21 protein-coding genes and 3 tRNA genes are annotated in these 20094 nt (G+C 49.5%); 12 read left to right on the top strand and 12 right to left on the bottom strand.

Features of this window, described 5'->3' with window-relative positions:
* The first annotated feature begins 100 nt into the window (after positions 1-100).
* A complete protein-coding gene (locus ABGI61_RS10630) occupies positions 101-400 on the top strand; it encodes a DUF3301 domain-containing protein (protein ID WP_347600858.1) in 300 nt (99 codons plus the stop codon).
* Here ABGI61_RS10630 and ABGI61_RS10625 read toward each other — a convergent pair.
* Both ABGI61_RS10625 and ABGI61_RS10620 read right to left on the bottom strand, forming a co-directional pair.
* On the bottom strand, positions 393-710 hold the full coding sequence (locus ABGI61_RS10625) for an Mpo1-like protein (protein WP_347600856.1): 318 nt from the start codon (positions 708-710) through the stop codon (positions 393-395). The two genes, ABGI61_RS10630 and ABGI61_RS10625, sit on opposite strands and share 8 nt — an antisense overlap.
* Before the next feature lie 44 nt (positions 711-754).
* The gene (locus ABGI61_RS10620; RefSeq protein WP_347600854.1) at positions 755-1399 is read right to left on the bottom strand and encodes a GNAT family N-acetyltransferase; all 645 of its coding nucleotides are present in this window, start codon (positions 1397-1399) and stop codon (positions 755-757) included.
* Between the two features lie 139 nt (positions 1400-1538).
* Between ABGI61_RS10620 and ABGI61_RS10615 the strand changes: the two genes are divergently transcribed.
* Positions 1539-1766, top strand: a complete 228-nt coding sequence (locus ABGI61_RS10615) for a DUF2789 domain-containing protein (protein ID WP_347600852.1) — start codon at positions 1539-1541, stop codon at positions 1764-1766.
* A gap of 40 nt (positions 1767-1806) precedes the next feature.
* Here ABGI61_RS10615 and ABGI61_RS10610 read toward each other — a convergent pair whose 3' ends face one another.
* Positions 1807-2166, bottom strand: a complete 360-nt coding sequence (locus tag ABGI61_RS10610; protein WP_347600850.1) for a DUF3192 domain-containing protein — start codon at positions 2164-2166, stop codon at positions 1807-1809.
* Positions 2167-2340: 174 nt separating this feature from the next.
* Here ABGI61_RS10610 and ABGI61_RS10605 point away from each other — a divergent pair, with 174 nt between their 5' ends.
* Both ABGI61_RS10605 and ABGI61_RS10600 read left to right on the top strand, forming a co-directional pair.
* A complete protein-coding gene (locus ABGI61_RS10605) occupies positions 2341-2631 on the top strand; it encodes a hypothetical protein (RefSeq protein WP_347600848.1) in 291 nt (96 codons plus the stop codon).
* A gap of 2 nt (positions 2632-2633) precedes the next feature.
* Positions 2634-3431, top strand: coding sequence for a Zn-ribbon-containing protein (locus ABGI61_RS10600; protein ID WP_347600846.1), 798 nt, complete (start codon positions 2634-2636; stop codon positions 3429-3431).
* Here ABGI61_RS10600 and syd read toward each other — a convergent pair.
* Positions 3398-3949, bottom strand: a complete 552-nt coding sequence (syd, locus tag ABGI61_RS10595) for a SecY-interacting protein (protein WP_347600844.1) — start codon at positions 3947-3949, stop codon at positions 3398-3400. The genes ABGI61_RS10600 and syd overlap by 34 nt on opposite strands.
* A gap of 73 nt (positions 3950-4022) precedes the next feature.
* On the opposite strand from syd, the gene queF reads away from it, so the two are divergent.
* The 7 genes from queF (at position 4023) to ABGI61_RS10560 (ending at position 11025) form a co-directional block, all read left to right on the top strand.
* Positions 4023-4865, top strand: a complete 843-nt coding sequence (queF, locus tag ABGI61_RS10590) for an NADPH-dependent 7-cyano-7-deazaguanine reductase QueF (RefSeq protein ID WP_347600842.1) — start codon at positions 4023-4025, stop codon at positions 4863-4865.
* A gap of 476 nt (positions 4866-5341) precedes the next feature.
* Positions 5342-6901, top strand: a complete 1560-nt coding sequence (locus ABGI61_RS10585) for a diguanylate cyclase (RefSeq protein WP_347600840.1) — start codon at positions 5342-5344, stop codon at positions 6899-6901.
* A gap of 32 nt (positions 6902-6933) precedes the next feature.
* A complete protein-coding gene (gene ppnN, locus ABGI61_RS10580; protein WP_347600838.1) occupies positions 6934-8292 on the top strand; it encodes a nucleotide 5'-monophosphate nucleosidase PpnN in 1359 nt (452 codons plus the stop codon).
* Positions 8292-9101 carry a flap endonuclease Xni gene (xni, locus tag ABGI61_RS10575; protein ID WP_347600836.1) on the top strand — a complete coding sequence of 270 codons (810 nt, stop codon included), beginning with the start codon at positions 8292-8294 and terminating at the stop codon, positions 9099-9101. The genes ppnN and xni overlap by 1 nt, the downstream gene beginning before the upstream one ends.
* Positions 9088-9528: a DUF3192 domain-containing protein gene (locus tag ABGI61_RS10570; RefSeq protein ID WP_347600834.1), complete on the top strand. Its 441-nt coding sequence runs from the start codon at positions 9088-9090 to the stop codon at positions 9526-9528. Before xni ends, ABGI61_RS10570 begins: the two co-directional genes overlap by 14 nt.
* A 189-nt stretch (positions 9529-9717) precedes the next feature.
* The gene (locus ABGI61_RS10565; RefSeq protein ID WP_347600832.1) at positions 9718-10725 is read left to right on the top strand and encodes an isocitrate dehydrogenase; all 1008 of its coding nucleotides are present in this window, start codon (positions 9718-9720) and stop codon (positions 10723-10725) included.
* Between the two features lie 81 nt (positions 10726-10806).
* Positions 10807-11025: a VF530 family protein gene (locus ABGI61_RS10560; RefSeq protein ID WP_347600830.1), complete on the top strand. Its 219-nt coding sequence runs from the start codon at positions 10807-10809 to the stop codon at positions 11023-11025.
* A gap of 93 nt (positions 11026-11118) precedes the next feature.
* Here the strand turns inward: ABGI61_RS10560 and ABGI61_RS10555 are convergent, their stop codons facing one another.
* The 8 genes from ABGI61_RS10555 to ABGI61_RS10520 form a co-directional block, all read right to left on the bottom strand.
* Positions 11119-11685, bottom strand: a complete 567-nt coding sequence (locus ABGI61_RS10555) for a nucleoside deaminase (RefSeq protein ID WP_347600828.1) — start codon at positions 11683-11685, stop codon at positions 11119-11121.
* A gap of 48 nt (positions 11686-11733) precedes the next feature.
* Positions 11734-12204, bottom strand: coding sequence for a xanthine phosphoribosyltransferase (gene gpt / locus ABGI61_RS10550; protein ID WP_347600826.1), 471 nt, complete (start codon positions 12202-12204; stop codon positions 11734-11736).
* A 46-nt stretch (positions 12205-12250) separates the two neighbouring features.
* Positions 12251-12952 (bottom strand): purine-nucleoside phosphorylase, encoded by a 702-nt coding sequence (deoD, locus tag ABGI61_RS10545; protein WP_347600823.1) that lies wholly within the window; start codon positions 12950-12952, stop codon positions 12251-12253.
* 59 nt (positions 12953-13011) lie between these two features.
* Positions 13012-14226, bottom strand: a complete 1215-nt coding sequence (locus ABGI61_RS10540) for a phosphopentomutase (RefSeq protein ID WP_347600821.1) — start codon at positions 14224-14226, stop codon at positions 13012-13014.
* Positions 14227-14428: 202 nt separating this feature from the next.
* Positions 14429-16597 (bottom strand): prolyl oligopeptidase family serine peptidase, encoded by a 2169-nt coding sequence (locus ABGI61_RS10535; RefSeq protein ID WP_347600819.1) that lies wholly within the window; start codon positions 16595-16597, stop codon positions 14429-14431.
* Positions 16598-16753: 156 nt separating this feature from the next.
* A tRNA-Phe gene (locus ABGI61_RS10530) sits at positions 16754-16829 on the bottom strand.
* A 19-nt stretch (positions 16830-16848) separates the two neighbouring features.
* A tRNA-Thr gene (locus ABGI61_RS10525) sits at positions 16849-16924 on the bottom strand.
* A 62-nt stretch (positions 16925-16986) separates the two neighbouring features.
* Positions 16987-17062: transfer RNA gene (locus tag ABGI61_RS10520), tRNA-Phe, on the bottom strand.
* 229 nt (positions 17063-17291) lie between these two features.
* Here ABGI61_RS10520 and ABGI61_RS10515 point away from each other — a divergent pair.
* A complete protein-coding gene (locus tag ABGI61_RS10515) occupies positions 17292-20054 on the top strand; it encodes a hybrid sensor histidine kinase/response regulator (RefSeq protein WP_347600817.1) in 2763 nt (920 codons plus the stop codon).
* Positions 20055-20094: the final 40 nt, after the last annotated feature.

Raw genomic sequence — 20094 nt, 5'->3', positions numbered from 1 at the left:
TACGGCAAGCGTCTAGTGTATCACAAGCGAAAACACCAGCCAGCTCTTGTAAAACACACGGCTAATCAGCATGATCGCTACATTGTGACGGGAGAGTGTTATGGGTTCAATTTTATTACTGCTGGCACTGGGCACAGTGTGCTATTTGTTTTGGCTGCAGCGTAAACAGGATGAGCGGGCTATCGTGGTGGCGCGCCAGCTATGCCAGCAGCAGCAATTACAGTTGTTAGACTGCGGCCGCACCGGCCACAGTTTTCGCAAAATCAATGGCCGGCTAAGGTTTATTACCCAATATCAGGTCGATTTTAGCGGTGATGGCGAAAGCCGCTATCAGGCTGAGCTGTTACTTAGCGGCATGCGTATGGCAGCATTTAACTTACCGGCTTATCGCATCAATTAGCCGGCAGTTTATGCTTTAGCTGGCCGGTTAAAAAATCTTTTAACATCACCCAGTCTGCCGCAAGGCTGTATAAAGGATATTTGAACGTCGCCGGCTTATTGTGCTCAAAGGCAAAGTGCCCAACCCAGGCGAAACCATAACCTATTAGCGGTAACAACCATAACAGCAGCCACTGCTGTGTTATCAGAGCATAACACAGCACCGCTATCACCAGCAGGCTACCGCAATAATGCAATGCCCGGCACAGCGGATGACGATGCTCGGCCAGATAGTAGGGATAAAACTCGGCGAAACTACTGAATTTACTCATTCGCACCCTCTGTCTAAATTGTGTTGTGTTAATAAAAACGGTTATCACGCAGTTTGCCGTGGCCGGAACATCAGGGTGCCACTTACGGTATTAAATGCCAAATCGGTGACCGGTTGATAATGATCACCAGCAAAAAAGGCTTTATATTTCTCCAGCGTAACAAACACCCCAATCCCGGCTGAACTGGCGTCTTTATCGACTAATGAATCAACCGCATGAATAAGATAATGCCCCAAGCCTAAATGCTGATATCGGGGGGCTACGGCAATAAAGGCTAACATATGATAAACATCAGCCGGCATAGCAGCGTGAATTTTTTGCTCCTTATCCAACAACTGACGGGTAGACACATACCCCGCGGTCAGCAACATTTTTAGCCGCCAGTGCCACAGCCGGCTGGCACCAATGCCAGAGTCAGGGTTAATGACACAGGCCACGCCAAGTAATTGCTCACCGTTAAACAGGCCTATCATCGGCTGGCCAGCTTGCCAGAAGGTGGTAAGCTCCTCCCGAATGGCTGCGCGCAATCGCTGCTCATACTCTGCTTTATCGGCCCGGAAGATTTCCATAAACAGCGGATCATCGAAGTACGATTGGTATAACAGTGATGCCGCCAGCTTTAACTCATCGGCACTGAGTAAAACCGCTTTTAACCGTTCCAGCTCCAGCGTGTTGATATCTGCCAGCATGTTGACTCCCTGTTAAGCGCGCTATTGTTGTTTTTTTATCCACAATAGCAGCAAGGTCATAACTTGCCAAGCGGCCTACATAAGCAAAATAGTAAAACAAGGCTAAGCTTTACTCAGCACTGGCCAACAGGAGAACCGTATGCAAAGCTCAGCTCCAACACTTAACAACTTATTTGCCCAACTTGGATTAGACGACAGCGACCAGGCTATTAATCACTTTATTCGCCAACACAAATTGGCCTCGGGCATGGCTATTCAGGATGCGCCATTTTGGAATAGCGCTCAGGCCAGCTTTTTACGCGAATCTTTAAAACAGGATGCTGACTGGTGTGAAGTGATTGATGAATTGAACGCTCTACTGCATTAACAGCAAGCCCCGGCATCAGTTTGCCGGGGCCAAACCTGAATTACAGATACTGATAAGCTTTGTCGCCCCAGCCGGTCAAACGGTTTTGTTTAAAGATAAGCGGAGTGCATTCATCCTTGGTGGTTTTACCATCACTTTTTTCATGATGGGTGCGGTAAAACAGTACCTGCACACTGTCACCGTCTTTGCTAAACGACTCGGTAAAATCCGGTGTGCCAAGCAATGTACGGATCTGCTCTGCGGTCATATCCAGCGTCAGGTTATTAATTTTCTCCTGATTTTGCCGCTGCGTTTTCTTCCAGCTGCTGTCATCATCAAACTCATGATTACCACCCACTGCCACCACACAGCCAGACAAACTCACTGCCAGCGCAGCAGCCATAACCATCTTTGCAAACATAGTTAATTTCCTTTGTTGTTGTAATACACTAGGGCTGTTACAGCCTGCTAGGTTGGAGCAAGCAGCATGCCACCCATTAAGTTCAATAAAAACAAAAACTTAAAAACAACCCACTATAACTAGTGACCAAAGGGTGGTAAATTTCGCTATTAGTTAGTCAATAAGGCAAACACGATGAACGATATTCAACAGCTGTTACAACAGGTGGCCAGCGAGTTACAGCAGGAGGGTAAAACACCCAGTTTGGCGCTGTTTCGTGCCCGCTTAGCTGGCAGGGTAGCTCCCCAGCAGCTGTTCGCTGCTTATCAGCACTGGCGCAGCAACCCGGTCTACGCCAGCCTTACACCGAGCAATACAGTACCTGATAGCTTACCAGCCCGGCAGACAAAGGCTGACGACATTAACGACCGTCTGGCTCGTATAGAAGCCAAACTGGATCTGCTGCTCAGCAAGCTCGAGCGCTAACCATGTATCTGGCAGAGCTAACCTTTAAAGTCATTGCCGATACCGACTTTAACCAGGCAGAAGCGGCGATACGCCGTTATATGGAAGCGCTGATATTTAACGGCCAGACGCTGGGCCGGGAGTTTCCCACTGCCTGGCAGCAGGACTGCTTTGTCAGCCGGATAGTGCTGCCGGCAACAGAGGCATTACAACAGCAGTATCACAGCCAGCGGGGTTTGGCCGCCCTGCAACAGTTAGCCACGGCTGGCCTTGGTTACCCGCAACTTAACGTGCTTGGTATGGATTTAATGTCAAACCATACCGATCCCTGCGCATCTGCACCTTATTACATCTTATACAGTCGTTTTAACGATACCTGCTCGCCACTACGCTGTGGCGAACACTTTGCGCCGGTACCACTGTATCTGCTACCTGCCGCCGTGGGTGATCATGAAGCACTGTTCCGCTGGCAGCTGCAATATCAGGCATTAGATGAAATTCAGATGCAACAAAGCAGAGTATTAAATCGCAGTGCCGAACGCAGCCTGCAGCAGCTGCACAGCCAGCTTAACCGGCAGGGACGGCTATTAGCCAACAACTTGGCACGCCTGTGTCAAAAGCCAGTGTATTACACGCTATACAGTGGCAGCAGTAATAATTGCGCCCTTGAAGCCGACAAAGCCTGCCCCGGCTGCGGTGGAGCCTGGCGATTGGCTAAACCACTGCACCAGCTGTTTGACTTTAAATGTGACCGCTGCCATTTACTAAGTAATATTGCCTGGGACTGTCAAAGCCCGTCTGACGAACAGGGTGTTAACTGACTGAGGAACTGTGCCAGATTGTCGGCCAGTTTCTCCTTGACCTCTTGCCCAACGTGCTCTAAATACACTTCGCCTGTGCTATTTAATACTGACAGCAAAATATCATCGTCTTCGGTAGTGGCAAAAAACAGTGTTTCACGCTGCTTTAGACGACGTTTCATGATGATATGACCAATGATATTTTCCTGCAGCCGTTTCACATCATCATCATTCCACACCATCAGCAGCATCAGCTTGCCACGGGGATGCTGGGCAGCTAACCCCGCACCGAAATACAGCTGATAAAAGGTTTTTATATCCGCGTGCAGCTCAAGCTCGAGCGCTTGTTCAACATTAGCAAAATCAGCTGGCTGTACCTGCTTAACCGGCTGCCACTGGACTTGATTATGCTGAATATCACCCCGCTGACACGGCGAGGGACTATCAGGATCGGCCCAGGTCACTAAAGGGTGTTGCTGGTTAGTTTGCCAGCTTAGCCATTGGCTTACAAAATCGTGGTAAATCTCGGTCAGGCTCACGCGACCTTCCTGTAAACTTTATGATAAACTTGCGCCATTGTAACGCTAACCAGTTGGGATGACAGCAACAGAGATGATGAAAGGCCATGCAGATGCGCTCGCCGGGCTAAGCTTGGGTAAAGTAACCGCCTATGCCGACAAATACGATGCCAGCTTATTGCAGGCAGTACCACGCAGTTTAGGCCGTGACGATATTGGCCTGGATGCCGCTGCCCTGCCGTTTTGCGGCCAGGATATCTGGCACGGTTACGAATTATCCTGGCTTAATGCCAAAGGCAAGCCGATGGTGGCACTGGCGACTTTTGTGGTGCCGTTTGATTCGGCTAACCTGATTGAATCTAAGTCATTTAAGCTGTATTTAAACAGTTTTAACCAAAGCCGTTTTGCCGACTTAGGCCAGGTGTATCAGCATCTGCAACGCGATTTGTCAGCTTGCGCAGGCAAGCCGGTAAAGGTCAGTTTGCATAACGTCAACGAAATTATGGCGTTTCAGCCTACCTGGATCCCGGGCCGCTGTATTGACGATTTGGATATTGAGATTACACAGTATCAATACGACGCGTCTTTACTGCACTTGCAGGCAGGCGGCGACAAAGTAGAAGAAAAACTGCATTCGCATTTGCTCAAATCAAATTGTCTTATTACCTCGCAGCCAGACTGGGCCAGCGTGTATATTCATTATCGCGGCGCGGCGATAGACCATGCCAGCCTGCTGCGCTACCTGATTAGCTTTCGCAGCCATAATGAGTTTCACGAGCAATGCGTTGAACGCATTTACACTGATATATGGCAGCGCTGCCAGCCAGAATTTTTAGCCGTGTACGCCCGCTACACCCGCCGCGGCGGTCTGGATATAAACCCCTGGCGCGCCAGCGAGCCTTGCAGCCCACCGGCTATCCGTTTAAGCAGACAGTAACAATTTCGTTAGCAGCCTCGTAAACGTTTCAAGGCGGTTTCAGCATCATGCAAACCGCCAAAAATTAAAAACCTATTAAATCAACAAACTAAAGACAACCCATTGTTACCTGCACGACATCAAACCCACCATTACTGAAAACAAAAAAGAAAGCTTACCAACACACTTTCAAAACATGGCGTTTTTTGGTTAAATATGTAGCGTCTGCCAGATGGACTGTCAGACTGAAGTGCCAACAAGGACTGCTGATTATGCAATATCTGACCTCTGCTGAAGAAGCATCCTGGTTACCTTACTATCTGTGTAAGAAATAACAGCCTGTAACAGCAACCAGTTATAACTATATTCCCTACCCCCAGCGGACCTTTTGGTCCGCTGTTTTCTGTTAAAGCCACTTTTCTGCCTAATGAGTGATCGCATTTAGCGCGATTGTCGATATACTTAAGTCTAAACATGGATTTAACACGAGCTCTAAGGTGATTACCTTGCAGGACGACACTAAACAGCAACTGAGTAATGCCCTAAAAGCGCGTAAAGCGCTGGAAGACACTTATGAAGCGCAGTTTAAAATTCTGGCGCTGTTTGTGTCACGGCTATCGTTAGCCTGCAAAGGCGTAGATGTTGATCTGGATAATCGCCTGGCTAAGCTGCGCACCGAGTTAAGCCGGGGCACCGATTTAGAAAAGCTGTTGCCTTTTATCGAAGGCACCAGTGAAAACTTAAAGCAGTTAGAAGCTAAGCAGCAAACTGATGTACATAAAGTCCAGCAAGGCCTGACAGAAGCTGGCAAGTTGCTGCAACAGCAAAAAGGTTTGCCGGATAAACTACGACGCGAGTTACGCGAGCTGTTGGGTAAAGTAGAGCAACCCTCAGCTACTGTGCATGCCTTTTTACCGCACCTGACCGATCTGACTAAACTGTATCAACATGCATTGCAAGCCAAGCAACAGCTCGCACAAGATGATAACAGCGACGAAGACCGTTACGACCATATCTGCCGACAAATTAGTGTTGAACTGACAAATTTACTCAGTGAGCTGGCTTTTGCTGAAGACAGCGCCGCCGAGATGGATAAAATCCGCTTAAGCCTGCTGGATAAATTGCCGATAGATGCGCTGCTGGAAGCCTGCCTGAAAACCATCAGTATTATTATCAGCAGTATTAACCGGGAGCGACAATCGGCAGAAAGCTTCCTGCTGAAACTGAATGACGCCCTATCCAGCGTACAACAGGCAGTAGTGTCATCACTGAATGACTCAGCTGAGCTAAAGCAAAAAATGCAGCTGCTGAACCAGCAGATAGAGCAGCAAATTGACCATTTAGGCCAGGCCAGTCAAAAAGCCACCTCACTGGAGCAGCTTAAAACCCTGGTCAGCGAGCGTTTATCGGCGATTACCGGCTCACTGCGGGAGAAAGATCAGCTTGAACAACAAGAGCGCCATCAGTTGTTGTTGACGCTGGGTGACATGGAACGGCGTTTAGATGAACTGGAAAGCGATGCGAAAACCTTTAAAAAGCGCATTTCCGATCAAAATTTCCGTAGCTTGCAAGATGCATTAACTGAAATACCCAACCGCGCTGCATTTGATGAGCGCTATGCCCTTGAAATGCAACGTTGGCAGCGCTACAAAAAGCCACTGTGTGTGGTATTGGGCGATGTAGACCATTTTAAAAGTATTAATGACAATTATGGTCACAGCGCCGGCGATAAAACGCTGAAAGTGATAGCGAAAACACTGAAGCTGAACCTGCGCGAAACTGACTTTATCGCCCGTTACGGTGGTGAAGAGTTTGTGCTGTTATTCCCCGAAACCGAATTAGCGGCACTGGAAGCGCCGTTAAATGCGCTGCGTGAGAAAATAAAGAAAATTCCGTTTAAATTTAAAAATGTCAGTGTGCCTATTTCTATTTCATTTGGGGCCACCCAACTGCAAACCTCAGACTCCGGCCGCGCCGCTTTTGATCGGGCCGACGAAGCCTTATACGAAGCGAAAAAGGCCGGCCGCGACAAGGTTGTGCTGAAAAAAGGTCGCTGATCTTTCCCGTTTACGTTAACTAAGGAGCGCACATGCATGTGCAACTAAACCCGCTAGGATCGATGGATTTATTATCGCAACTGGAAGTCGATCATTTAAAGCAAAATACCCAGCAGGAAGCCTTCCGGCTGTTTCGTAATTGTTGTCTGGCAGTATTAAACGTGGGCAGCCATACCGACAGCTCAGCGGAGATCTATGAGCAGTATCAGGATTTTGCCGTTAATCTGCTAAGCCGTGAGCGCGGTATAAAAATCGAATTGTTTAACCCACCGCAAAGCGCCTTTGTCGACGGTCAAATTATCAAAGGCATTCATGAGCACTTGTTTGCTGTGCTGAGGGATATTCTGTTTTACCATAGCAGGCTGCAAAGCAACAAGAGCTGGCTAGATCTGCAAAATAGCGCCCATATTACCCATACGGTGTTTGATATATTGCGTAACGCCCGCGTCATTGATGCCAGCAACGAGCCGAACATGATCGTCTGTTGGGGTGGCCATTCGATTAACGAAGTGGAATATAAGTACACCAAAGAAGTCGGCTACGAGCTTGGCTTGCGCGGGATGGACATATGTACCGGCTGCGGCCCGGGCGCCATGAAAGGCCCAATGAAAGGTGCCACCATTGGCCACAACAAACAGCGGCGCGCCACCGGCCGCTATCTTGGCTTGACAGAGCCCGGCATTATTGCCGCCGAGCCACCAAATCCGATAGTGAATGAGCTGGTGATCCTGCCTGATATCGAAAAGCGATTGGAAGCTTTTGTGCGCGTTGCACATGGCATAATTGTGTTCCCGGGAGGCGCTGGCACCGCTGAAGAGCTGCTGTATCTGCTGGGGATTATGCTACACAAGGATAATCAGCAACAAAGCTTGCCGGTAATACTGACTGGCCCCAAACAAAGCGAGGCCTATTTCCGTGAAATCGCCAGCTTTATCGAAGCTACGCTCGGGCAGCAGGCGCTAAAGCTGTTCGATATCATTATTGATGATGCGCCGGCTGTAGCGCGTAAACTAAAACTTGGCGCAGCCGAAGTGCGCCACTACCGCAAATCAGTAGGTGATGCCTACCACTTTAACTGGACACTGCAAATTGAGCCGGGGTTTCAGCAGCCTTTTGTCCCGAATCACCAGAATATGGCCGCACTGGACTTGCACCTGAACCAGGACAGCGCAACACTGGCAGCTAATTTACGCCGGGCGTTTTCCGGTATAGTGGCGGGCAATGTTAAAGACGAAGGTATTAAAGCCATCCGTCAACATGGCCCCTTTCAGCTAAGTGGTGAGCCAAAACTGATGCAAATGATGGATACGCTGTTACAAGCCTTCGTCGATCAGGGCCGGATGAAGCTGCCTGGCAGCAAATATGAGCCCTGCTACCGGGTGGTACGTTGATGGCACATTTGCTGTTAATTGATGCCCTAAACCTTATCCGCCGCTTATACGCGGTGCAGGAGCGGCCCTACCTGCCGCTGCCAGATGAAGTAGCTGAGAGCACCAAACAGCAAATCATTGTTAACACCGCCGCCATGCTGCGTCAGGCGCTACAGCGTCTGGTGCAGGAGCTAAGCCCCAGTCATGCTTTGCTGGTGTTTGATGGCCACGACAGTGTCTGGCGCAAAACGCTGTACCCACCATACAAAGCTAACCGCAAACCGATGCCGGCGATTTTGGCCGACGCCCTGCCCAAGCTGCAACTGGAGGCTCTGGAGCTTGGCATCAGCAGCATACAACGGGATGAATTTGAAGCCGATGATATGATTGCCTCTGCCGCCAGCCGGGCCGCGCAGCACGGCCAAACCGTGACCATAGTATCAACCGACAAAGGTTTTTTGCCATTACTGCCCGACGGAGTACAGATTTACGATACTTTTGCCCGTCAATACGTTACTGAGCAAATGGTACTGCAAAAATTTGGTGTACCCAGCCAGCAACTGGTGCGGTACTGGAGTTTGGTAGGCGATAGCACCAATAATGTGCCTGGCGTGGCGGGCATTGGCCCCAAAGGCGCTCACGATTTAATGGCATTGGGCGCTACCCTAACCGATGCACTGGAGCACCCGGATTGCCCGAAAAAACTGAAAGAGAAAATACTGCAGCACAAAGAGCAGATTAAAATCTTTATGCACATTTTAACACTTAAAACCGATGTTCAGCTGGGGCTGAACCTGCAACAGATGCGACTTAACCATGCCGCTGTCTAATCACACTGTAAAGCCGCTACCGTTAATAAGCTGGCTTAGACACAATAAAGTTGCGGTATTTATTGGTGCCCTGATACTGTACGCTTTTCTGACTCTGCTCGTGCTGCTGTATTATCCGGATGATGTCGAACAGATGAGCTGGGTAGATCGCGAGGTGTTTAACCATAAAGTGATCAGTAGCTATCAGCTATCTGATAATCTTACTCAGCAACAGGTTATCGAACGGTTGGGCAGCCCGGACATTACCGCAGCGGTTAAAGTCGATAGCCAGATTTACCAGTTGCTGTATTACCGCACACATCGCAGTGCACCCGATGGAATTACCACCGCAGATGAGTGCACGGCGCTATTGTTTAAAAATCGACGTTTAGTGGCGATCGGTGAAGACGCCACAGCCCAGTACCAGGCTGTAAGCCGCTCGCCTTAGCATACGAACTTCTGTTAACACTGTAGTTTTATTACCACATTCAGCAAACTTATACAGGGTATAACGGCGAAAATAGCGCTAAACCTGGGCTTAAGTGGCGGAATGTGCCGAAAAATGCTATATTCCACGCCGTTTTCCGGCCCGCCAGAGGCCCATTTTTTTGCATAATTACGACAGCTAAGGATCCCCATGAGCAAGCAAACAATTACTGTCATTAAAGGCGACGGCATAGGCCCAAGCATTGTTGAAGCCGCTATCCAGGTACTGGAAAAAGCCGGTTGTGAGTTTGACTATGAATATGTTGATGCCGGCCTAACTGCGCTGGAAAAAACCGGCGAATTACTGCCTCAGGCAACATTGGACGCTATTGCCCGCAATAAAATTACGTTAAAAGGCCCATTAACTACCCCGGTAGGTGAAGGCTTTACTTCGATTAACGTAACACTGCGCAAGAAATTTAACCTGTACGCTAACGTGCGGCCGGTTATTTCGTTTAAAGGTACCAAGGCGCGTTACGATAATATCGACATTATAACTATCCGCGAAAATACCGAAGGCATGTATTCTGGCCATGGTCAGGTGGTATCAGCTGACGGTTTAGTAGCTGAAGCCACCAGCATTGTCACCAAAGAAGGTGCTCGCCGTATTGCCGAGTTTGCGTTTGAAACGGCGCGTCGCGAAAAGCGCAAAAAAGTGACCATAGTGCACAAAGCCAATATTTTAAAATCGACCTCAGGTTTATTTTTAAAAACAGCGCGTGAAGTGGCGGCGAAATATCCGGATATTGAAGCGCAGGAAATGATTGTCGATAACACCTGTATGCAGCTGGTGATGAACCCGCAACAGTTTGACGTTATTGTCACCACTAACCTGTTTGGTGATATTTTATCAGACTTATGTGCCGGCTTAGTAGGCGGTTTGGGCATGGCGCCTGGCGCCAACATTGGTGCCGACTGTGCCATTTTTGAAGCAGTGCACGGCAGTGCCCCTGATATCGCCGGTAAAAACCTGGCGAACCCAAGTTCAGTGATTCTGGCCTCTATTCAAATGCTGGAATACCTGGGTATGCAGGACAAAGCGGAGAAAATTCGTAATGCGTTATCTGATGTGATTGCATCAGGCGATCGCACTACCCGTGATTTGGGTGGCAGTTTTGGCACCACTGACTTTACTGCTGCGGTATTAGAGCGTTTATAAGCTTTAGTTTTGCTAAGATAGCCACCCTGGGGTGGCTATTTTTTTGCCCCGCTGCAAAAGCGCGTAATTAAGGAAACGAAGATGTCACAACCAAATAATCCATTACACGGTGTCACGCTGGAGCAAATTGTCACTAAATTGGTAGACCATTTCGGCTGGCCGGCGCTGGCAAAACAGATTGATATTAACTGCTTTAAAGTAGACCCGTCGGTAAAAAGTAGTCTGAAATTTTTACGCAAAACCCCTTGGGCAAGAGAAAAAGTCGAGCAGCTGTACATCGCAACAAAGCTGTACCAGTAATCCAGTAATACTGAGACAGCTTTTGCTGCTGCACCGGGCACTGGTTAACTGTGATAACTTGTTAACTGCTATAGTCTGCTCAACCCTTATCGTTTAGCCGTTATAAATCTCACCGCCGCGGCTGAGGTAATTATCCAGTACCGCTTTGGCCTCATCGCGCAGTACCATTCGCACCACTTCAACACCAGCCTGTTGCAAATAAGCATAGCTGCTGTCGTATACCGGGCCTTCATCAAAACCAATAGCGCGCGCATCATCAGCCGTAGCGGCGCATACCAGGCGCTTTACGCCACTCCAGAGGGTGCCGCCCAAACACATGGCGCAAGGCTCACACGAGGTAAACAACTCGCGTTTAATACCATCGGCTGCCAAACTAAAGCTTTGCAGCTTGTGCTCAGCCAGCATAATAGCCATCATTTCACCATGCGCGGTTGAGTTATGCAGTGGTACGACCCGGTTTACCCCTACACTGAGTAGCTTGCCGCTGTCGATGGCAAAAATAGCACTGCCAAAGGGGCCACCACTGCCACGTAGTACATTTTGCCTGGACAACTCTACCGCCAGGGCCATTTTCTCTTCATCACTGCGATAGGTTTTATCCCAATCTACCACCTCGTCAACCCAATCTGGCAAGTGCAGTGTCAGCTGATGCTTTGTCATTGATAATCCTTAAAAAACAAGGCCCGCAGCTGCGGGCCCGGTACACTGTTATTTGTCGGCCAGCGGCTTACTGTAAGCCAGTTCCATATCCCATGGCAGCTGGATCCAGGTATCCTGTTCAATATCGGTAATATAGTGATCAACCAAGGGTTTACCTTGCGGTTTGGCATACACGGTAACAAAGCAGGCTTTAGGGAAATGCTCGCGCAGGGCTTTAGCCGTTTCGCCGGTGTCGACCAGATCGTCTACCACCAGCAGCTGGGCAGAATCCTCAATACTGGCATCTTTTAAAATACGTAAGCTGCCTTGCTTATCATGCTCATAGCTGGCAACACAGATGCTGTCTACCACACGAATATTCAGCTCACGGGCTAAAATTGCCGCCGGTACCAGACCACCGCGACTTACCGCAACAATAGCCGTGTAGTTCTTACCCAACAGCTGGTGTGCCAGCTCTTTAGTGGCGCGGTGAAAGGCCTCCCACGACACATAAAACATTTTATTGGTTGATAATGACATAATGTTGTCCTGCAAAATAATTAACAGCGGTTACAGACAGCCCGGGTTATAAACAGCCTAAGGCCACTTCAACCATTTCGTTAAAACTGGTCTGGCGCAGCTCAGCACTTAACGCTTCACCGGTACGGATATGGTCGCTAACCGTGAAAATCGCCAGCGCATTAATACCGTACTCTGCAGCGACACCGTATAAACCCGCCGCTTCCATTTCTACCGCCAATACACCGTATTTTTGCAAGGTGTCAAACAGAGTTTCGCTGGGGTTATAAAACAAATCTGAGGTAAACACATTACCCACTTTGACATTAATGTTTTTCGCCCGCGCAGCCGCAACCGCTTTTTCCAGTAACTCAAAACTGGCAATAGCGGCAAAATCCAGCCCGCCTAAGCGGTTACGGTTGACACTGGAGTCGGTGCTGGCGCCCATGCCTATCACCACATCACGTACTTTGACATCCAGCGGTAAGGCGCCGCAGGAGCCAATACGGATAATGTTTTTCACGCCATAAAACTTCACCAGCTCAGTGGCATAAATAGACATAGACGGCACGCCCATGCCCGAGCCCAATACGCTCACCGGCTTACCTTTGTAGGTGCCGGTATAGCCAAACATATTACGTACCGTGTTTACACAAACCGCATCGGTTAAAAAGGTTTCAGCAATATGCTTGGCGCGCAGCGGATCGCCTGGCATCAGAACAGTGGGAGCAAAAGCGCCTTCAGGCGCATTAATATGCGGAGTTGCCATAAAATTCTCTTAAATATGCTGTTAGTTAATAAATAGGCTGCTGATTAATAAATATACGGTTAGTTAAGCTGCGCCATAAACGAGTCGCCATAGGCCATCGCATCCAGCGCAAAATAGTCGGCTAAGGTCTGGCCAATATCGGCAAAACTCATCCGCTCGCCCAAGTCGGTTGCATGCATGCCAGGTTTGTATGCCAGCACCGGAATATATTCCCGCGTATGCTCGGTACCTTGCCAGGTTGGGTCACAGCCATGGTCGGCCGTGAGCAGTAACAAGGTATCCTGGTCGCACGCCGCCATCAGCTCAACTAAACGGCTGTCAAAGTATTCCAGCGCTTCACCATAACCTATCGGGTCACGGCGATGGCCAAAGTTCTGATCAAAATCGACCAGGTTGGTAAAGATCAGACTGTTATCGCTCTGCTTCGCCATTTGAGCCAGCGTGCTATCGACCAGGGCGGTAAGGCCAGTGGCTTTAAGGCTTTCGCTGATACCCTGGTGCGCATAAATATCGGCAATTTTGCCGATGCTGATGACACTACCTCCTGCTGCTGTCAGCTTGTCCAGCAAGGTAGGTGCTGGCGGTAATACCGAGTAATCACGGCGGTTGCCGGTACGGGCATAGGTTTGAGCGCTATCACCAATAAAAGGCCGGGCGATAACACGGCCGATGTTGTAATCGTCTAACAGCTCTCGTGCCACCTGACAAAACTGCAGCAGTTTCTCAAGGCCAAAGTGCTGCTCATGCGCCGCCACCTGAAACACGCTGTCAGCCGAGGTGTAGCAAATAGGTTTGCCTGTTTTAATGTGCTCATCGCCCAGCTTCACCAGAATATCGGTACCCGAGGCGTGGCAATTGCCTAAAATCCCCGGCACACCGGTGCGACGGCACAGCTCGTCAATGAGTGCCGACGGAAAGCTGTCGGTTTTATCGTGAAAGTAGCCCCAGTCAAACAACACCGGCACACCGGCAATTTCCCAGTGGCCGCTGGGCGTATCTTTGCCGCTACTGAGCTCACGGGCATAACCGTAGGCGCCGACAATCTGCTGGGCATCCTGCACGTCGGCTGCAACACCTTGTGCTGCAGCTTTAGCGGCTTTTACCAAGCCCAAGCGTGCCAGGTTAGGGAGCGCTAACTGACGGCCTTTGGCCGCTTTAAAAGCTTTGGCAATACTGCCAAAGGTGTTAGCGCCGACATCACCAAACCTGGCGGCATCAGGTGCATAACCAATACCAAAACTGTCTAATACCAGGATCACCGCTTTTTTTGCCATAGTCCTGCTCCTGCACTGGAATTCTTTGTTTGTGACCAGCATAACGACTGGTACAACACCACCGCAACCGGCGGCAACATTTTAAAAAAGGGCACGCAGTGTAAAACGAAGGCGATGACTTTACAACTGCCCTGACAGAAACAATACACCCGCCAGTTGGCGGGTGTATTAGCAGGGTTACACTCTTAGTGTAAGACAGCGCTTAAGGCAGCTGAGTATAACCCATGTTGTATAGCGCAAAGCTAAACACATCGGCAGCCTGATCAATTTGCATCGATACCGGCATACCTGCGCCGTGGCCAGCTTTAACATCAATACGGATCAGCTGCGGGTTCACGCCGCTGTCTTTGGCTTGCAGCTCAGCAGCAAACTTAAACGAGTGCGCCGGTACTACCCTGTCATCATGATCGGCAGTGGTAATCATGGTGGCCGGATAAGTGACGCCCGGCTTCACGTTATGTACCGGTGAATAACCCAGTAAGTAATTAAACATTTCCGGGCTTTGCTCACTGGTACCATAGTCATAGGCCCAGCCTGCGCCTGCCGTGAAGGTGTGGTAACGCAACATATCCAGTACACCTACCGCCGGAATGGCCACTTTAAACAAGTCTGGTCGCTGTGTCATCACTGCGCCTACCAACAAGCCACCGTTAGAGCCACCACGCAGCGCCAACTTGTCTTTGCTGGTGTAGCCTTCTTTTTGTAAATATTCAGCGGCAGCAATAAAGTCGTCAAACACGTTTTGTTTATTCAGCTGGGTACCGGCAGCGTGCCAGGCTTTACCGTATTCGCCGCCGCCACGAATATTGGCAACCGCATAGACACCACCTAAGTCCATCCACACGGCATTAGCTACGCTAAACGACGGTGTCAGGCTAATATTAAAACCACCATAGCCATACAAAATGGTCGGGTTTGCGCCATTTCGTTTTACATCTTTGCGGTAGCTGATGATCATCGGCACCCGGGTACCGTCTTTTGAGGTGTAAAACACCTGCTCAGAGGTGTAATTAGCCGGATCAAACTGGGTTTTCGGCTGATTAAACAGGCTTGACTCACCGGTTTGCGGCGCAAATTTGTAGATACTGCTTGGCGTAGTGTAATTAGCAAAGCTGTAATACACTTCGCTGTCATCTTTCTTGCCGCTAAAGCCACCAACACTGCCCACGCCTGGTAAGCTTATGTTACGTACCAGTTTGCCGCCGTAATCAAACTGCTTTACCTGGGCTACCGCATCAACAATATAGTTAGCGAAAATCGCACCTGCTGCTGTGCTGGCACGCAGCACATGTTCAGTTTCGCCAATCAAAGTTTGCCAGTGCTCTGGCTGTGGTTTGGCCGCATCAGCCACCACCACTTTACGGTTAGGCGCATCGCGGTTGGTAATAAACAGCAATTTATCGCCTACCGCATCAAGTAAATCGACATCAGAACTGGTATCGTCTACCACAGTCACGAAACTGCTGTCGGCTTTAGTTAAGTCTTTTACAAACAGTTTGTTGCCTGACGTAGACACCGCCGCCGAAACGACTAAATAGCGATCATCATCGGTTACCGTTGCGCCAACATAGCGGTGTTTTTCATTTTCAGCGGCACCAAACACCACCTGATCGGCCGATTGTGGTGTGCCCAGCTTGTGGTAATACAGTTTATGCTGATCTGTCATGGCAGAGAGCTCACTGCCATCAGGCTTGTCGTAGCTGGAGTAGAAGAAACCGTCATTACCCACCCAGCTAATACCACTGAATTTGATATCGACCAGTGTATCGCCAATTTGCTGCTTGGTTTCCACGTCAATAACAATCACTTTACGCCAGTCACTGCCACCTTCAGATATGGCATACGCGGCCAGGCTGCCATCGCGGGAAAAGCTGATGTCAGCCATCGAGGTGGTGCCATCCGGGCTGAAGGTATTGGGGTCTAAAAACACTTCACTGCTGCCATCGTCTTTTAACCGGTAAAGCACAAACTGGTTTTGCAGACCGTCGTTACGGTAAAAATACTGGTATTTACCTTCTTTGAAAGGCGCACCAACCCGCTCGAAGTTCCATGATTGCTGCAGCTTATCGCGAATAACACCGCGGTAAGGAATTTGCGCCAGATAATCAAAGGTCACCTGGTTTTGCGCTTTTACCCAAGCTTCAGTTTCACTGCTGCGGTCATCTTCCAGCCAGCGGTAAGGGTCGGCAACCTGTTGGCCGAAGTAAGTGTCAACTACCTCACCCTTTGCCGTTTGTGGGTAGCTGATGGCAGCTTTCTTTTCTTGTGTCATAGTGGTGGTGTTATTCGCCTGGTCGTTACTGTCTGTTTCTGGTGCACCGCCACAAGCGGCCAGCAAAGACACAGCAACAATACTTAACAGATGTTTCATCGCAGAGGACCTCGGATTCTTGTTGTTATAGCGGGTCTGAGCTTAACAAAGAAGCGAGGATTTGCCTATTTCTGCCTGGCAGCTTTTCTTGGCTGTTGGTCTGAAACCTGTTAGCCCAAAAGCAAAAGGCCCGTCATCAGACGGGCCTTGCTATTATGGTGCCCAGAGGCGGAATCGAACCACCGACACGCGGATTTTCAATCCGCTGCTCTACCGACTGAGCTATCTGGGCAAAACTGGGTGACGCTAAATGGTGCCGCTTATCCGAGTCGAACGGATGACCTACTGATTACAAGTCAGTTGCTCTACCAACTGAGCTAAAGCGGCTGCGACAACGTGGAAAAAGTTGTTGAAGTCTGATAAGTTACAACAACTTAGCACCGAAATCATGGTGCCCAGAGGCGGAATCGAACCACCGACACGCGGATTTTCAATCCGCTGCTCTACCGACTGAGCTATCTGGGCAACGCGGGTCGTATTAAACGGATTTTGGCTTATTAAGTCAATAGATATTTTAGTCGCGCCGGTGCGTTAGCTTATTAGTTGAGCAAAAGTGGCATTTAACCAAATAAACGGCGAAATAACCGTCAAACGTAAGTAGAAAATACGCCGCTATGTTAATTGCGAAAAGTTGTTAAAATAGCCGACAAAACACAGCGACTGCAGTGAAACGCAGCCACGAATTGGATAGCGCATGGAAAAAACTTCTTTCAGTAAAGCCATTTTTAAACCCCTGACGCTGTTATCAGTCATTGCGCTGGTAGCACAGGCCGCCATGTTTACCTTACTTAATCAACCAGAGCCCGGCTTGAGCACTGCGCAACTGGACAGGTTAACAGCTGACAGCCGGCTGGTGTCGCGCGTGCTCACGCCTTTATTGCAAAGTAAGGATATTAGCGCAGCCGAACAGGTGTTATTGCAAACCCGCAATGGCGATGCCAGCCGTGCGCTGTATCTGTACCGGCAAACCGCCGATGGCAACACTGAGCTGATTGCTAATACCAACAATGTGCAGGGTTTTGTGCCACAACCTTCGTGGCAGGCGCAGGGTACGCAGCAAGACAGGCATCTTGTTGTACATCAGGTTATTAGTGTGCCTGGCGAGCCAGCAGCACTGCTGGTTTACGTACAGCAGTTACAGGTTAAACCCTGGTGGCCTTATGCTGCAGCATTTGGCATCAGCTTGCTATTGGCACTGGTACTCAGCGGCCTATTTGCCGTGGGCATTGCCGGCTTTTTTAGCCGTCGCATTAAACCCTTATTGCAAGGTACTCGGCAGGCATTGGAAAAAGCGCAATTTAACGCCAGTCTGGACAGCCACGCCAGAGACAGCTACGGTGAACTGGCAAGCTGTATAAACCAGTTATTTCGTCGTATCGATGAAGCACAGCAGGGCCTGGCAGAGTCTGAGCAAAACATAAAAACGTTAAAGCAGGAAGTAGAAACCCGCATTAAAGAGCGTACTGATGCACTGGAAACTGCCAAGCTCACCGCCGAAAAAGCCAACGAAGCCAAATCGACCTTTCTGGCAACGATGAGCCATGAAATTCGTACACCGATGAACGGTATTATCGGCACTATCGATTTACTGCGAAAAACCCAGCTATCCACCTCGCAATTTAGAATGACCGACACCGTGCGCGAGTCCTCTTTTTCATTACTGCGCATTTTGGACGATATTCTCGATTTCTCAAAAATAGAAGCCGGCAAGTTAGAGCTGGAGACAATACCGTTATCGCTGGTTGAGATCATTGAGGCGGTAGGCCGTATTTTGGTATCGGTCGCTCATCAGCGGCAAATTGACCTGAAGCTGTTTATCGACCCGCGGATCCCAGATGGCTTGGTAGGCGACCCGGTAAGGCTGCGGCAAATACTGTATAACCTGGCCGGAAATGCGATCAAGTTCACCCAGACGACACCGGAAAAAACCGGTTTGGTGATCATTAAAGCCGAGCTACTGGAAGAAAACATGGATTTCAGCCAAATCCAGTTCAGTATTATCGATAACGGTAAAGGCATGACGCAGCGCCAGATAAGCTACGTTTTTCAACCGTTTAACCAGGCTGAGGGCTCTATTACCCGTAAGTTTGGCGGCACCGGCTTGGGGTTATCGATCTGTCAGCGTTTAACCACATTGATGTATGGCGATATCAATGTCAGCAGCCAGGTAGACAAAGGCACAGAGTTTACCGTGCGTATTCCGATGCGCCGCTCAGATGAAATTCATTACCTGGATAAAGAACTGCTACGGGATATTCATCTGTGTCTGTTTAGCAGCGATGAGCACAATCAAGTGCACTTGCAGGCATATTTTAGCCATGCCGGTGCTGAGCTCGAGACCGAAATCCTGTTTGATAGTCTGCTGCAACGCGCCCAACAGATGCGGCCGTTGCCACCGAAGCATGCTGCAGTGTGGGTACTGGACGCGACATACGAGCAAATCTCAGCTAACCAGATTGACCAGCTACAGCAACTGGATAGCATGATCCAGGTACAGTTTGTCGTGATCACCAATCAGGTAGAGCTTGCCGAGCGCAGTACTGACAGGGTGTATTACCTGCATAGCTCACCGATTTGCCGCAGCCACCTGTACGATGCCGTGCTCATTGCCGCTAAACGCAAAGCTAAACCCATCTACGCGGGTGAAAAAGTGGCGGTAGCCGCAGCACCGTCGATAGAGCAAGCCCGTAAAGAGCGGCGTCTGGTGCTGCTGGCAGAAGATAACCTGATGAACCAACGTGTAATAGTCGACCAGCTTAATGCACTGGGCTATGCGGTGGAAGTGGCTGACGATGGCGCTATAGCGCTGGAGAAATGGCGTCGCTACCACTACCCACTGCTGCTGACCGATTTGCATATGCCTAATATGAGCGGCTACGACTTGGCCAGTGCCATTCGTAAAGAAAGCTTGCATATTAGTGAGGGGGCCGAGTTTACCCGTATTATTGCCGTGACCGCGAATGCACTTAAAGGCGAAGAGCAAAAATGCTTAAGCATTGGCATGGATGGCTATATCACTAAACCTATTGAGCTTGCCACACTGCAAAGCATGCTGTCGCGCTGGCTACCGCACCCTACTATGCAAAAGCAGGCGCTAACCGCTGCTGGCGATAACGGCCAGCATAATTCGCCGATTTGCTTTACCACCATCGCCAATTTCCTTGGTAATGATCCGGCCAAGCATGAAGAGCATTTGAATTACTTTGTTAAACACGCCGCTGACTTGCTACAAACCCTGGATCAGCATGTCAATGCACAAGAGCGCAGTGGTGTACGCTCTGTAGCACATCAGTTTAAAGCGGTCGCCAAGAGCATTGGCGCCTTGAGCTTAGCCGAGCAAGCGTTAAAACTAGAGAAAGCCGCCGAAGAAAGCGATTGGCCGGTGATTAACGAACATATTCGCCTGATGCAGGAAAAGTATCAGGATGTGGTCAGTTACGTTAAGCAGCGTTATTAATTAGATTGCAGTAAAAGGGCAGCCGCAGCTGCCCTATTTT

The organism is Rheinheimera fenheensis, assembly GCF_039871805.1.
GTDB lineage: Bacteria > Pseudomonadota > Gammaproteobacteria > Enterobacterales > Alteromonadaceae > Alishewanella > Alishewanella fenheensis.
The sequence above is the reverse complement of the archived record's forward strand: the minus strand, read 5'-3'. Positions and strand labels throughout refer to the sequence as shown.